This is a genomic window from Pseudomonas sp. VA159-2, from assembly GCF_024126635.1.
Taxonomy (GTDB): Bacteria; Pseudomonadota; Gammaproteobacteria; order Pseudomonadales; family Pseudomonadaceae; genus Aquipseudomonas; species Aquipseudomonas muyukensis.
This window is the reverse complement of sequence record NZ_JAMYBV010000008.1, coordinates 132,921-145,930: the sequence shown is the minus strand read 5'-3', so window position 1 is coordinate 145,930 and position 13,010 is coordinate 132,921. Positions and strand designations below refer to the sequence as shown.

Sequence of the window (13,010 nt, the reverse complement as noted above, 5' to 3'; positions counted from 1 at the left end):
GGCTGGTTCGCCAGCAAGGCTGGCTCCTACAGAGGGGCGTCTGCGCGAGGTCGGTCCCCCTCAGGCCCGTGCGGGATTGCCGTGCAGGGCCTTGACCTCGGCCTCGGCCCCCGGCAACCACTGCGGGGCGATGCCGAAGGTCTGGAACACGTTGCGGTTGCGCAGCTGGTAATGCTCGGTGCCGGTCAGGTGGTTGATGATGCTGGCGCTGCGCAAGGCACCCATGGCCAGGTCGGGCGCGCCGACGCCGTGGGAGTGGATCTCGGCGTTCTGCACGTAGATCCGCCCCTTGATGTGCCCTGAGGTCTTCAGGGTGTAGTCGCGATTCACCGCGGCATGGCCCTTGCTGTCGAACTCCAGCCATTGCTCGAGGCTGCGCAGGAACGGCGGGAACACATAGTCGTAACCGGTGGCCAGCACCAGCGCGTCGGTGTCGAAACGAAACCGCTTGTGCATGTCCAGCTGGCGGAAATCCAGGGCCAGGCGCTGGCCATGGCTGTCGATGCGCTCAAGCTCGCTGCGCGACTGCAGCACCACCGGCACGGGTTTGTCGATCGATTGCAGGTACAGGCAGTCGTAGATGTCCTTGATGGTGTCCAGGGAAATGCCCTTGTACCAGTGGCTTTGCCCTTGCAGCGCCGCCAGGCGGCTGTGCTCGGGCAGGGCATGGAAGTGCTCGGCGTAGTCCGGGGAAAAATGTTCCGAACCGAGCTTGGAATACTCCATCGCGATGAAGCCGCGGCTGCGCGACAGCCAGTTCAGCGCGTAGCCATGGCGCGGCTGCTCGCGCAACAGGTCGAGGAAGATCTCCGCGGCGCTCTGGCCACTGCCGACGATGGTGATGTCGCGCCGGGTCTGTAGCGCCTGCTTGTTCTGCAGGTAGGCGCTGGAGTGGATGCAGTTGCCTTGGCCCATCGCCGCGTCGGCCATGGCCGGCCAGGTCGGCTCGGTGCCCACCCCCAGCACCAGGTTGCGCCCGCGATAGGTCAGTTGCTGCTGGCTGGCCAGGTCGAGCACCGTCAGGTGGAACATGTCGTCGATCACTTCCAGCGCCACCACCCGCGAGCCGAAGCGGATGTTGTCCATCTGCTCGCTGACCCATTGGCAGTAGCGGTTGTACTCGACCCGCGGCGCGTAGAAGCTCTCGTAGGAGCAGAACTGGTGCAGGCGACCCTGCTCATGCAGGTAGTTCAGGTAGGTGAAGCGGCTGCGCGGTTCGACCATGGTCACCAGGTCGGCGGTGAACGGCACTTGCAGGGTGGCATCGCCGATCAGCATGCCGGCATGCCACTCGAAGCGTGGCTTGGCTTCGAAGAACAGGCTGGCGACCTGCTCCAGCGGTTGCAGCAAGGCGCAGAGCCCGAGGTTGAACGGGCCGACCCCGACCCCGAGCAGATCGTAGATGCGATCAGTTGAATGTTTCACGTTGGAGTTTCCATGCCCTGGCTGCCGCTGGCAGCCGTATTCCTTGAACTGAACAGCGCCCAGTGGCCCTGCGCCTCAGTCGTTCAACATCTGGTGGTAGGTGATGAAGTCCTGTTCGGCTTCATAACCCAGCGACTCGTACAAGGCCTGCGCCGCTGTGTTGCTGCGCGCGGTGTCCAGGCTCAGGCGCTGGGCACCTTCGGCCTTGAAGGTGGCGCTGAGGTGGTTCATCAGCGTGCGTGCATGGCCGCCGCGGCGGGCGCGGGGCACCACGAACAGGTCGTACAGCCAGTAGAAACGCTTCATCGCCAGCGAGCAGGTGGCCGGGTACAGCTGGGCGAAGGCGAGCGCCTGGCCGCTGTCGTCCAGCAGCAGGAAGATCCGCGAGTTGCCGGTTTCCAGGTTGTTTTGCAGAAACGCCCGGGCGGTGGCCAGGTCGTCGGCCTCTTCGTAGAACATGCGGTACTGGTTGAACAGGTCCGCGGCGGCATCGAGGTGTTGCAGGTCACAGGCAATGACGTTCATGGCGTGGTCTCGTATTCAGTGGATCTGGCCGATTTCGATCTGCACGTTGTTGATGTCGCGGAAGAAGAACGCCCGGTACCCTTCCAGCTCGCGGGCGGTGTAGGGCTGCTCGGTGGTGGGGGTGATGCCCATGGCCTTGACCCGCGCGAACACCTCGTCGATGTTGTCGACCATGAACGCCAGGTGGATGCCACCGGAGTCGTTGTGCTGGGAAATGATATGACGGCCCTTGGAGCTGTGATGCTCGATCAGCTCGAAGTCGCGCTGGCCGATGCGCACCATGCACGAGGTGTAGTCCGGCTTGTGCACATTGATGACCTGGCCCACGCCATCGCCGCTGATGCGTACCGCCTCTTCGTAGACTTCCACGCTGGTCAGCTGGCGGTAGAAGGCCAGGGTTTCTTCGATGTTCAGGACGGTGAGGCCTACGTGGTTGAGTGTCTCAAGCATGATGACTGGCTCCGGCTTCAAGGGTGTGGGTGAGGAAGGCAAGGGTGGGGGTTTCGAGGAAATCGATGAAGTCGACCAGTTCGCCGAACTCGGTTTCCACCGCAGACAACAGGTGCATGATGTTGATCGACGAGCCGCCTAGGGCGCGGAAGTCCGACGCCGGGCCCAGCGAGGCCAGCGGCACCTGCAATTCGTTGGCCCAGAGCTCGGCCAGGCGCGCGAAGGTGTCGCCGTGGTCTTCGCTGCAGGCTTGCGCTTGCTCGGCCGGAACCTGAGCGGGCAACTGGCCCAGGTCGACCTTTCCGTTGGGCTTGTAGGGCATGGCCGCCAGGCGCACCACCTGCTGGGGCACCTTGTAGTCCGGCAAGTGCTGGCCCAACTGGTCGCGCAGCTGTTGGCTGCTCAAGGGCGCTGGGGCGACGATATAGGCCACCAGCCCGGCCTGCGGGTCGGCGGTCACCGCCACTTCCTGGTAGCCCAGGCGCTGCAGCGCCGCTTCGATTTCCTCCAGCTCGATACGATAGCCGCGCACCTTCACCTGCCGGTCGAGGCGGCCGAGGAAGTGGATTTCGCCGTCGGCGCCGCGCTGCACCAGGTCACCGCTGCGGTACAGCCGCGAGGCGTCCAGGGCCGGCAGGCTGATAAAGCGCTCGGCGCTGCCGGCAGGGTCGTCCAGGTAGCCGGCGGCCAGGGCCAGGCCGGCGATATGCAGCTCGCCCTGTTCGGCCGGGCGCTGCTGTTCGTCGAGCACATGCAGGCGCACGCCACCGATCGCCTGGCCGATGTTCTGCGCGGCGGTGTTGGCGTTCATGCGCTTGCAGCTGACCAGCACCGTGGCCTCGGTCGGGCCATAGAGGTTGTACAGGCGTCGGCCCTGCGACCAGGCCTCGATGGCGCGCGGGTGACAGGCTTCGCCGCCGGTCAGCACGGTGGCCAGGCTGGGGAAGCGGGCGGGGTCGAAGATGGTCAGCAGCGGCGGCGGCAAAAACGCCTGGGTCACGCCGTGGCGGGCGCAGAAGGCCGCCAGCGCGGCTTCGGACATCCGCTCCTGGTCGCTGGCGATGCACAGGGCGGCGCCGCTGAGCAGGGTCGGGAAGATATCCAGCACCGAGGCATCGAAGTTGATGGTCGAGTACTGCAGCACCCGCGCGCCTGGGCCCAGGTCGAAGGCGGCGATGGCCCAGTCGACCAGGTTGAGCAGGCTCAGGTGAGTGACGCTGACCCCTTTCGGGCGCCCGGTGGAGCCCGAGGTGAAGATGGTGTAGGCGATGTCGCTGGCAATGCTGGCCGCTGGCGCAGGGGCGGGGAGGTCGGCCTGGCCATGGGCTTGCAACCACTGCGGGGTCAGCACCAACGCGCAGCGGCAGCGTTCGCGCAACTGCTGGCGGCTGTCTTCGTTCAAGGCCGGGTCGATCGGCACATAGCTGGCGCCCGTGCGCAGGATGGCCAGCAGCGCGACATACAGGTCGATGCCCTTGCCCAGGGACAGGCCGATCTTGTCGGTGGGCGCGATGGCCCGGCCATGCTCGCGGGCAACCTGGTCCTGCAACTGCGCCGCTATGGCCTCGACCCGGGCCAGCAGCCCGGCGTAGTCGAGCTGTTGCTCGCCGGCAATCAGGGCGGGTTGGCGCAGGTGGCGCTGGGCGCTGGCGTACAAGCGCTGGATTACGCAAGTCATCGGCGCGGCCCTCAGGCGTCCAGGCGCGTGACCAGGCACGCCCCCAGCTGGAACGGCCCGGTGCTGAACAGCAAGGCATGCTCGCCCGCTTGCAGCGTGCCTGCGCTGTGCAGGTGGCTGAGGTTGATCAGGTTGTCGGCGCTGAAGCAGTGGGCATGGCGGGCCAACGGCGCGGTCACCGCCTTGCTGAAGCTGATACCGGCCAGCTGGCAGAACAGCCGGGTCGCCTCGAGGGTGTAGTTGTTGCAAATGAAATGCTGCACGGCACGCGGGGCGAGCTCGGCTTGCTGGCAGGCCTGCTTGACCAGCGCGGCGATGCTGCGCATGTCGGTGTCGTTGGAGAAGTGCTCGATCTGCTCGGTGTTGGCGCTGTACTGCACCTTGCCGCGCAGGGCGTACTGCATGCGCGTCGGCTCGCGGCTGACAACGCAGGCCGCGGCAGCGTCGCCGGTGACGTAGACGAAGTCGCTGCCCTCGCCATACACCCGTTGCAGAGCCTCGCCGGCCTGGTCGAAGGTGACCAGCAGCACCTGCTCGGCCTCGCCGCTGGCAGTCAGCGCCGCGGCCAGTTTCAGGCCGGCGTGAAAGCCTGCGCAGCCGGCCAGGCCGACGCTGTAGAACGGCACGGTCTGCATGTGCAGGGTGCGGCCGAGCTCGGCGAGCCACTGGGCGTCGAGGGTGTTCTGGGCATCGAGCTGGCCCGATACCAGCAACACCGCGTCGATGTCGCCGGGCTGGCGGCCACTGTCGGCCAAGGCACGGGTCACCGCGCGGGTCAGCAGCTCCCAGGGCTGGCCAGGGTGATGGGAAAAACAGCGCACGCCATTGGCTGCCGATTGCAGCAGCGCCCGTGTCTGTGGCGCCATCTGCGCCGCTTCGATGTCCACGGCTTGGCCGGTTTCACAGGCGATGCCGCCCAGGTAAACGGTTGGGGTCACGATTCGCTCATCTTGTTCAAAGGGTGAAGGCAAGCCCGCGCCAGCGCTGCCGATGGGGTGCGAGCGCAGGCACCCGGCGCCGGGTGGCGGCGGGTGTGGGGTTATCAGTGGGTCAGTCTTTCCAGTACAGCGGGTGGCGGACCGTCACCTTGGTGATGGTGGCCGGCTGTTTCCAGATGCCCTTGAAACCTTGCGGCAGGACAAAGGTATCGCCGGCCTGGTAGAGCTTCTGGGTGCCATCGGCTTCGCTGATCTGGACTTGCCCGCTGATCAGCTGGATGACTTCGGTCTCGGGCCAGCCGTGCAGTTGCAGTTCCACCGGCGGGATTTCGCAGACCTCGACCGCGGCCTGTTCACCGGGGGCGGTGAAGGGCGAGAGGCAGCGGTAGCTGTAATGGGTGCCCTTGAGCGCCGTATAGAATTCGGAAGTGTCCGGGGTGGTCACGGACGGCACGCTGGCCGGCACGCTGCGCGGGATCGACAGGGTGCTGGGGGATGGCGCTGCAGGGGCACTGCCGGTGCTGGCGAAAACGGCCGAACTGGCGGCGAGCAACACACAGGCGAGAGGGATTGCGGACAGGCGAGACACGCGTATTGCCTCCTTGGCAACTCTTATTCTTCCATGGGCTTTTCAAAAAAAAGCACGCGAAGATAGTCTGCTGGCAAAGCGATGTCAAACGCCTGTGGCGGCGCTAGTCGAGCAAGGTGTTGCGTTGCTCGAGCCAGTGCTCGAAGCAATCGAAGGTGGCCACTGCGGCCTGCAGCGCCCGGGCTTCGCTGTCGGGCTGGTGGGCGAAGGCGCCGAGCCGGCCGAGGAAGCTGCGCCAGTGCGTGCCGGTCAGCGGGCCGTAGACGTCGAGAAAAGCGCCGCCGCTGGCCGCGTCGATGCCCAGGCGTTCGGCCATGGCCTGCTTGAGCACCTGGCCGCCGAGGGTGGAACCCTCGAGCACGTACATCACCCCCAGGGCACTGGCCTCGTCGTCGATCCGCGGCAGCTGCTGGCAGCGCGGCAAGGCCTCGACCTCGACGCCAAGGGTGCGCAGGTCCTGGGCCAGGGCGGGTGTCTTGGCGCGCTCGCGTCCCTGGTAGCCGGCCAGGCTGGCCTCCAGTGGCGCGTGGAAACCGTGGTAGGCGGCCATCAGGTCGCGGTAGCGCGCCAGGTCGAAGCCTGCGCTGAAAAACGGCAGGCGCGCCTCCAGCCGCTTGTGGCTGGCACGGGTGGCTTCGCGCAGGGCGAGCAGCAATGATTGGGGTGTATCAGGCATGGCTGGGACATCTGGCGGACGAGGGCCGATAGTGACAGATTGCTACCTGTCTGTCCTGGCCTGCCTGCCGGCGCACACCGGCGCAGCCGGTGTCTCCATCACCCGTCGCCTCAGAACGCCAGTTTGTAGCCGATCAGCAACAGCATGGTCGCCAGGCACGGTCGCAGCACCCGGTCGGAGATGCGCCCGGTCAGGTGGCTGCCCAGGTAGATCCCCGGCAGCGAACCCAGCAGCAGGTAGCCCAGCAGCGACCAGTCCATGTTGCCCATGCCGGCATGGCCCAGGCCGGCGACCAGGGTCAGCGGCACGGCGTGGGCGATCTCGGTGCCGACCAGGCGGCGGGTGACCAGGAACGGGTAGAGCAGGAACAGCGCCACGGTGCCCAGGGCGCCGGCGCCGATGGAGGTGAGGGTGACCATCACCCCCAGCACCACGCCGGTGACCACGGTGAGGGTATTCAGGGTGCGGTCGCTGAGGTGGTAGTGATCGCTGGCGTGCTTGCTGGCGAAGGCCTGCAGCTTGGACTTGAACAGGATCGCCAGGGCCGTGAGGATCAGCACCACCGCCAGGCCTTGCTTGATGATGGCGTTGAGCGCCGAGGTGTCGGCGTGCAGGGTGCTGAGAAACCATAGGGTCAGGGCTGCCGCGGGCACGCTGCCCAGGCTCAGCCAGCCGGTGATCTTCCAGTCGATGTTCTTGTTGCGGCCATGCACCCAGACGCCACTGGCCTTGGTGATGGCGGCGTAGAGCAGGTCGGTGCCCACGGCGGTGGCTGGGTTGATGCCGAACCACAGCAGGATCGGGGTCATCAGCGAGCCGCCGCCGACGCCGGTCATGCCGACGATGAAACCGACAACCAGCCCGGCAATGGTGAAACCGAAAGAACCTACATCCATACGCTACTCGACGCCCAGCTTTGCCCGTGATCGGATGCTGCCCAGCATATAGATTTTTTTATAGCCAAATAGACTTGTTCGTTATTAGGTTATAACCGTTCGCTGGCAGCCTGCGTCTCTTCCTGTAGGAGCGGCCTTGTGTCGCGAAGGGCTGCGCAGCGGCCCCAGGATTTCAGTATTAGGCAAAGATCGGCGGGGCCGCTGCGCAGCCCTTTCGCGACACAAGGCCGCTCCTACAAGGGATGGGTAACCCCAGATCGTCAACGATCGGTCATCACCACCATCACCTGCGCATCGCCGCCATCCTCGCTCTCCGACAGGTAGATATGCCCCACCTGGCTGTCGAAATAGGCGGTCTCCTGCGGGCCGATGCTCACCGCCTCGCCGGTCTCGAACTCGATGCGCACCCGCCCGCTGATGACCATGGCGAACTCCTGCCCAGGGTGGCGGATGTAATCGGCGAACTGGCCGCGTTCGCGGGCGATGATGCGGGCATAGGCCGGGGTCATGCGCCGTTCCGGGAAAGCCCCGGCGAGCGGGTAGTAGTCGTAGGTGCCGGTGGCGTAACCGGCCACGGTGCTCAGCGAGTCGACCACCACGCTGGCCGTTTGCGCCGCCACGCTCGGGCTGCTGGCGCGAAACAGCTGGGCGATGTCCAGGTTCAGCGCGCGGGCGACCGCGGCCAGTTTCTCGTAGCTTACCGACACCTGCGCCAGCTCCATCTTCGACAAGGTCGACAGCGGCACGCCGCTTTGCGCCGACAGTTGCTTGAGGGTCATCTGCCGGCGCTTGCGCAGCTGGCGCAGACGCGCGCCGACCGCGCTGCGGTCGAGTTGGGGGCCGGTGGCTGGGGTGTCGGGCATGGGGTACTCGGGCAGGTCTTTGGTCGGGCATCTTACCGTGTCGGCTTGCACAATCCGAAATTCTCATATATTAGAATTCTCACAAATGATAATTAGCTTGCAGGAACGCGCATGGGACCGATCCACGACACCTTGATCATTGGCGCCGGCATTGCCGGTGCTTCCCTGGGCTACCGCCTGGCCGGCCAGCGCCAGGTGCTGATGCTCGAGCGCGAGGCGCAGCCGGGCTACCACTCCACCGGGCGCTCGGCGGCGATGTTCATGGAGGCCTACGGCACCCCGCAGATCCAGGCGCTGACCCGCGCCAGCCGGGCGTTCTACCAGCAGCCGCCGGCGGGCTTCTGCGAGCATCCGTTGCTGGAACCGCGCGGCTGCCTGTATGTGGCCGACCTTGCGCAACGCGACCTGCTGGAGGCGACCTACGCGCAGAACCTGGCCAACGGCACCGCCGTCCGCCTGCTCGACCGCGAGGCGGCGCTGGCACTGGTGCCGAGCCTGCGCGGTGAACGGCTGGCCGGGGCGGTGCACGAAACCGGCGCCATGGACCTGGATGTGCATGCCCTGCACCAGGGCTTCCTGCGCGGGTTCCGCCAGGCCGGTGGCGAGCTGCGCTGCAACGCCGAAGTGGCCCGGGCCCATTACCTGGACCCGCTCTGGCATATCGAGCTGGCCGATGGCAGCCGACTGCGCGCGCGGCAGTTGGTCAACGCCGCCGGGGCCTGGGCCGACCAGGTGGCCGAGCAGTGCGGCGTGGCCAGGGTTGGCCTGCAACCCTGCCGGCGCAGCGCCTTCACTTTCCCCGGCCCCGCCCAGCACGATTTCGGCCGTTGGCCGGCGGTGATCGGGGTCGACGAGAGCTTCTACTTCAAGCCCGACGCCGGCCAGTTGCTCGGCTCACCGGCCAACGCCGACCCGGTCGAGCCCCAGGACGCCGCCCCGGAAGAACTGGACCTGGCCCTGGGCATCTACAACATCGAAGCCATGACCACCCTCGAGATCCGCCGCCCGAGCCACAGCTGGGCGGGCTTGCGCTCGTTCGTCGCCGACGGCGACCTGGTGATCGGCTTCGATCCTGTGGCACCGGCGTTCTTCTGGCTGGCCGCGCAGGGCGGTTATGGCATCCAGTCCGCCGCCGGGGCCTCGCGCCTGGCCGCCGACCTGCTGCTGGGCCAGCCGCTGTGTGCCAGCCTTGTCCGCCAGGGCGTCGAGCCTGCTCGGCTGTCCCCGGCACGTTTCAGCCAACCTTCCATGGAGACTACCCATGAGCAATGACATCCAGCGTTTTCCCAGCAGCCTACCGTTTCCTTTCTCCCGCGCGGTGAAAGCCGGTGGCTTCCTGTTCCTGTCCGGGCAGATCCCGATGAACGCCGATGGCGAGGTGGTCAAGGGCGATATCCAGGCCCAGACCCGCGCCGTCTGTGAGCGTATCGGCGAGAGCCTGGCAGCCTGCGGCGCGGGTTTCGACCAGGTGGTGAAAGCCACCGTGTGGCTGTCGGACATGAGCCACTTCGCCGGTTTCAACGAGGTGTACAAGGCATTCTTCGGCGCGGCGTTGCCGGTGCGTTCGACCGTGGCCTCGGCGCTGGCGCTGGGGGTGGATGTGGAAATCGAGGTGCAGGCCTATCTCGGCCAGGCGTGAATGATCCAGGGCCGCGCCGCGGCCCATCGCCGGCAAGCCGGCTCCTACCCTGAGCGCGATACAACAATAAGAACCAGAGGTGCACATGCAAGAGCAGCTGAAGATCGCCGGCGCATTCGTCGGCGTGATCGTGGGGGCGGGCTTCGCGTCCGGGCGGGAACTGCTGTTGTTCTTCGTCGATTTCGGCCTGTGGGGCCTGGTCGGCGCGCTGGTCAGCGCCGCCTTGTTCACCTTCCTCGGCATGGCCCTGGCCGGGTTGGGCAACCGCCTGCGGGCCACTTCGCACAAGGCCGTCATCGAGGCCATCTGCGGCCGTCACCTGGGCCGTTTCGTCGACTGGCTCATCACCTTCTTCATGTTCGGCGTGACCGTGGTCATGCTCGCCGGGGGCGGCGCCTTGCTCGAGCAGCAGTTCGGCATTCCGGCGCTGGCCGGTAGCGTGCTGGTCACCGTGCTGGTGGTGGCCATCGTCTGCCTGGAGGTGCAAAAGGTCATGGTCGCCATCGGCGCGATCACCCCGCTGCTGATCCTGGTGGCGTCGGCCATCGCCTTGTACGCCGTGTGCAGCCGCAGCCAGAGCTTCGCCGCCCTCGACCAGCTGGCCAGCCAGCAGGTGGCCGGCGCGCGGCACTGGTTGCTCGGGGCGTTCCTGTATGTGTCCTACAACATCGTCGCCGGGGCGCCGATCCTGGCGATCCTTGGCGGCTCGGCGCGCACGGGCCGGGTGGCGGTGGTCGGCGGCCTGCTCGGTGGCGCGGCGCTGGGCGGCTTGATGCTGGTGATGAGCGCGGGGTTGCTGTCGCGCCTGGACAGCGTGGCCGCCTTGCCGATGCCGATGCTGTCGATTGCCAGCGAGGTGTCGCCGCTGCTGGGGTTGCTGATGTGCCTGATCATCTTCGGCATGATCGTCAACACCGCCGTGGGCACGCTGTTCTCGTTCCTGTCGCGGCTGCTGCCGGCAGGCACGGCGAAGTTTCGCTGGGCGGCGGTGGTGACCGGGGGCGTGGGGTTCGCGTGCAGCCTGGTGGGGTTCATCAGCCTGGTCGGGCAGGTGTATCCGCTGTTCGGCTACCTGGGGCTGGTGCTGATGGTGGCGGTGCTGGTGGGCTGGCTGCGGCGGGGTAAAGCGGGGAGGGTGGCGGTGGTTTGACCGGCGTCTACGCCGGCAAGGCCGACGCCTACACGGGATTGCTGTAGGAGCCGGCCGGCCACCGCGTCGCCTGGGTTCGCCAGCAAGGCTGGCTCCTACGGGTTGCAGGGTCGCGACTGCCGTAGGAGCCGGCCTTGCCGGCGAAACCGGTGGCTTAGATGCGGAAGCTGCCCACCAGCTGCTTCAGGCGCCCGGCCTGCTGGCTCAGGGCGTCGCAGTGGCGCAGGGTTTCGTTGAGGTTCTCCACCCCTTGCTGGTTCAGCGCGTTGATCTGGGTGATGTCCAGGTTCAGGCTCTCGACCACGGCGGTCTGTTCCTCGGTGGCGGTGGCCACCGACTGGTTCATGCCGTCGATCTCGCCGATGCGCTGGGTCACGCTGGCCAAGCGCTCGCCGGCCTGGTTGGCCACCTGCACGGTCTGCTCGCTGGACACCTGGCTGGTGTTCATGGTGTGCACCGCCTCGCGCGAGCCCACCTGCAGGCTGGTGATCATGCGGTGGATTTCTTCGGCCGATTCCTGGGTCCGGTGGGCCAGGTTGCGCACCTCGTCGGCGACCACGGCGAAGCCACGGCCGGCTTCACCGGCACGGGCCGCCTCGATCGCGGCGTTGAGCGCCAGCAGGTTGGTCTGCTGGGAAATGCCCTTGATCACGTCGAGGATCTTGCCGATCTCGTCGGTGCTGGCGTTGAGGGTCTCGATCTGCTCGCACGACTCGCTGATGCGCTCGGACAGCGCGGTCATGGCGCTGATCGCTTCCTCGACCACCTCGCGGCCACCGTTGGCCTGCTCGCTGGCGCCGCTGGCGTGCTGCGAGGCATCGGCGGCGTTGCGGGCGATTTCCTGGGTGGCGGCGCCCAGCTCGTTGATCGCCGCGGCGACGCTGTTGGTGCGCATGCTCTGCTCTTCGGAGCCAGACAGCGAGGCGTTGGAGGCGCCGACGACTTTTTCCGACAGGTCGTGGACCAGGCGGGTGGCCGAGGACACTTCGCTGATCGAGGCGTGGATACGCTCGACGAAGCGGTTGAACGAGGTGGCCAGTTCGCCGAACTCGTCCTTCTGCTCGACGGTCAGGCGGCGGGTCAGGTCGCCTTCACCTTCGGCGATGTCCTGCATGGCGCGGCCCATGGTGGTCAGCGGACGCATCAGCACCGGGATCAGCAGGCCCAGCAGGCCGGCGATGACGGCCACGGCGATGAGCATGGCGATGATGGCCGAGGTGCGGAACTGGCTCAGCGGGGCGTAGGCCTTTTCTTTGTCGATCGATAGGCCGATGTACCACTGTGCCGACGGCAGGCCGTCCACCGGGGCGAAGGAGATGATGCGGTCCTTGCCATCGAGGCTGACTTCCTGGATGCCGGTTTCCACCCGCAGCGGCGAGCCTGGGTAGATGTCCTTGAGGTTCTTCATCACCCGGTCCTTGTCCGGGCTGACGATCACCTGGCCATTACGGTCCACCAGGAACGCGTGGCCCAGGCCACCGAAGTCCACGGCATTGATGATGTCGACCAGGGTGTTCAGGCTCAGGTCGCCGCCGACCACGCCGATCAGCTCGCCGCTGGACTTGGCCTTGACCGGCATGGCGATGGTCACCACCAGGCCACCGACCGCGGCCATGTAGGGCGGGGTCAGCATGGTCTGGTTGGCGGCCACGGCCTGGGTGTACCAGGGGCGCTGACGCGGGTCGTAGCCGTCAGGCATCTTGGCGTCGGGGCGCTGGGTGAACAGGCCGGTGTTCTGGCCGAAGTAGGTGAACTGGAAGTTGCTGGTGTACGACGGCTGGTCGACCAGCCCCGGCACGTTGTTGCCAGCGCCTTGCTGGGCGATGTCCTGGGCCAGGTTTTCCAGCACCAGGATGCGCCCGCTCATCCAGTTCTGCACGCTGCTGGCGGTTTGCGCGCCAGCCTGACGCACCGACGACTCGATGTTCTGGCGGATGGTGTTGCGTTGCAGGTAATCGTTGTAGAGGGTGAACAGCGCGAAGGCCAGGACCACGACGGCGCAGGCACTGAGCAGGATCTTGTGGCGGAATTTCAGGTTCATGTTTCGAGACCTTGAGCCAGTGAAAGGAGGGCGCCGCGCGCTTGTGGCACGAGTGGCGGGACCTGTTGCCACGGTTATCGGCCGCTTTTGAAAAATGTTGAAAGACTAAATGTCGCAGTTGTTGGCGGATACGCCATAAG

13 protein-coding genes are annotated in these 13,010 nt (G+C 66.5%); 3 read left to right on the top strand and 10 right to left on the bottom strand.

What is annotated here, in order from left to right; all coding sequences use genetic code 11:
- Positions 1–60: 60 nt before the first annotated feature.
- From NJG22_RS10370 to NJG22_RS10330, 9 genes are all read right to left on the bottom strand, one after another.
- Complete coding sequence (locus NJG22_RS10370) at positions 61–1,425, bottom strand: SidA/IucD/PvdA family monooxygenase (protein ID WP_253094309.1); 1,365 nt, start codon at positions 1,423–1,425, stop codon at positions 61–63.
- Between the two features lie 75 nt (positions 1,426–1,500).
- A complete protein-coding gene (locus NJG22_RS10365; protein WP_253094307.1) occupies positions 1,501–1,950 on the bottom strand; it encodes a GNAT family N-acetyltransferase in 450 nt (149 codons plus the stop codon).
- 15 nt (positions 1,951–1,965) lie between these two features.
- Positions 1,966–2,400 carry a VOC family protein gene (locus NJG22_RS10360; protein ID WP_253094305.1) on the bottom strand — a complete coding sequence of 145 codons (435 nt, stop codon included), beginning with the start codon at positions 2,398–2,400 and terminating at the stop codon, positions 1,966–1,968.
- Positions 2,393–4,078 (bottom strand): non-ribosomal peptide synthetase, encoded by a 1,686-nt coding sequence (locus NJG22_RS10355; RefSeq protein WP_253094303.1) that lies wholly within the window; start codon positions 4,076–4,078, stop codon positions 2,393–2,395. Before NJG22_RS10355 ends, NJG22_RS10360 begins: the two co-directional genes overlap by 8 nt.
- A gap of 11 nt (positions 4,079–4,089) precedes the next feature.
- Positions 4,090–5,016 (bottom strand): 3-oxoacyl-[acyl-carrier-protein] synthase III C-terminal domain-containing protein, encoded by a 927-nt coding sequence (locus NJG22_RS10350; RefSeq protein ID WP_253094294.1) that lies wholly within the window; start codon positions 5,014–5,016, stop codon positions 4,090–4,092.
- A gap of 112 nt (positions 5,017–5,128) precedes the next feature.
- On the bottom strand, positions 5,129–5,605 hold the full coding sequence (locus tag NJG22_RS10345; protein WP_253094292.1) for a cupin domain-containing protein: 477 nt from the start codon (positions 5,603–5,605) through the stop codon (positions 5,129–5,131).
- 103 nt (positions 5,606–5,708) lie between these two features.
- Entirely contained in the window at positions 5,709–6,281 is a 573-nt protein-coding gene (locus NJG22_RS10340) for a biliverdin-producing heme oxygenase (protein ID WP_253094290.1), read from the bottom strand.
- A 110-nt stretch (positions 6,282–6,391) separates the two neighbouring features.
- Positions 6,392–7,177, bottom strand: a complete 786-nt coding sequence (locus NJG22_RS10335) for a sulfite exporter TauE/SafE family protein (protein WP_253094288.1) — start codon at positions 7,175–7,177, stop codon at positions 6,392–6,394.
- 260 nt (positions 7,178–7,437) lie between these two features.
- Complete coding sequence (locus tag NJG22_RS10330; protein ID WP_253094287.1) at positions 7,438–8,040, bottom strand: helix-turn-helix domain-containing protein; 603 nt, start codon at positions 8,038–8,040, stop codon at positions 7,438–7,440.
- A gap of 111 nt (positions 8,041–8,151) precedes the next feature.
- Between NJG22_RS10330 and NJG22_RS10325 the strand changes: the two genes are divergently transcribed.
- The 3 genes from NJG22_RS10325 to NJG22_RS10315 all read left to right on the top strand — a co-directional run bounded on the left by NJG22_RS10325 (position 8,152) and on the right by NJG22_RS10315 (position 10,829).
- Positions 8,152–9,312, top strand: a complete 1,161-nt coding sequence (locus tag NJG22_RS10325) for an FAD-dependent oxidoreductase (protein ID WP_253094286.1) — start codon at positions 8,152–8,154, stop codon at positions 9,310–9,312.
- Entirely contained in the window at positions 9,302–9,679 is a 378-nt protein-coding gene (locus tag NJG22_RS10320) for a RidA family protein (protein ID WP_253094285.1), read from the top strand. The genes NJG22_RS10325 and NJG22_RS10320 overlap by 11 nt, the downstream gene beginning before the upstream one ends.
- An 85-nt stretch (positions 9,680–9,764) precedes the next feature.
- Positions 9,765–10,829 (top strand): hypothetical protein, encoded by a 1,065-nt coding sequence (locus tag NJG22_RS10315; RefSeq protein ID WP_253094284.1) that lies wholly within the window; start codon positions 9,765–9,767, stop codon positions 10,827–10,829.
- 154 nt (positions 10,830–10,983) lie between these two features.
- Here NJG22_RS10315 and mcpA read toward each other — a convergent pair whose 3' ends face one another.
- Complete coding sequence (mcpA, locus tag NJG22_RS10310; RefSeq protein ID WP_217848557.1) at positions 10,984–12,870, bottom strand: methyl-accepting chemotaxis protein McpA; 1,887 nt, start codon at positions 12,868–12,870, stop codon at positions 10,984–10,986.
- Positions 12,871–13,010: the final 140 nt, after the last annotated feature.

What these genes read in the sequence shown, in the direction of transcription:
- NJG22_RS10365 (WP_253094307.1), bottom strand. Translation starts at nt 1,950, where the DNA reads ATGAACGTCATTGCCTGTGACCTGCAACACCTCGATGCCGCCGCGGAC.
- NJG22_RS10360 (WP_253094305.1), bottom strand. Translation starts at nt 2,400, where the DNA reads ATGCTTGAGACACTCAACCACGTAGGCCTCACCGTCCTGAACATCGAA.
- NJG22_RS10355 (WP_253094303.1), bottom strand. Translation starts at nt 4,078, where the DNA reads ATGACTTGCGTAATCCAGCGCTTGTACGCCAGCGCCCAGCGCCACCTG.
- NJG22_RS10340 (WP_253094290.1), bottom strand. Translation starts at nt 6,281, where the DNA reads ATGCCTGATACACCCCAATCATTGCTGCTCGCCCTGCGCGAAGCCACC.
- NJG22_RS10335 (WP_253094288.1), bottom strand. Translation starts at nt 7,177, where the DNA reads ATGGATGTAGGTTCTTTCGGTTTCACCATTGCCGGGCTGGTTGTCGGT.
- NJG22_RS10330 (WP_253094287.1), bottom strand. Translation starts at nt 8,040, where the DNA reads ATGCCCGACACCCCAGCCACCGGCCCCCAACTCGACCGCAGCGCGGTC.
- NJG22_RS10325 (WP_253094286.1), top strand. Translation starts at nt 8,152, where the DNA reads ATGGGACCGATCCACGACACCTTGATCATTGGCGCCGGCATTGCCGGT.
- NJG22_RS10320 (WP_253094285.1), top strand. Translation starts at nt 9,302, where the DNA reads ATGAGCAATGACATCCAGCGTTTTCCCAGCAGCCTACCGTTTCCTTTC.
- NJG22_RS10315 (WP_253094284.1), top strand. Translation starts at nt 9,765, where the DNA reads ATGCAAGAGCAGCTGAAGATCGCCGGCGCATTCGTCGGCGTGATCGTG.
- mcpA (WP_217848557.1), bottom strand. Translation starts at nt 12,870, where the DNA reads ATGAACCTGAAATTCCGCCACAAGATCCTGCTCAGTGCCTGCGCCGTC.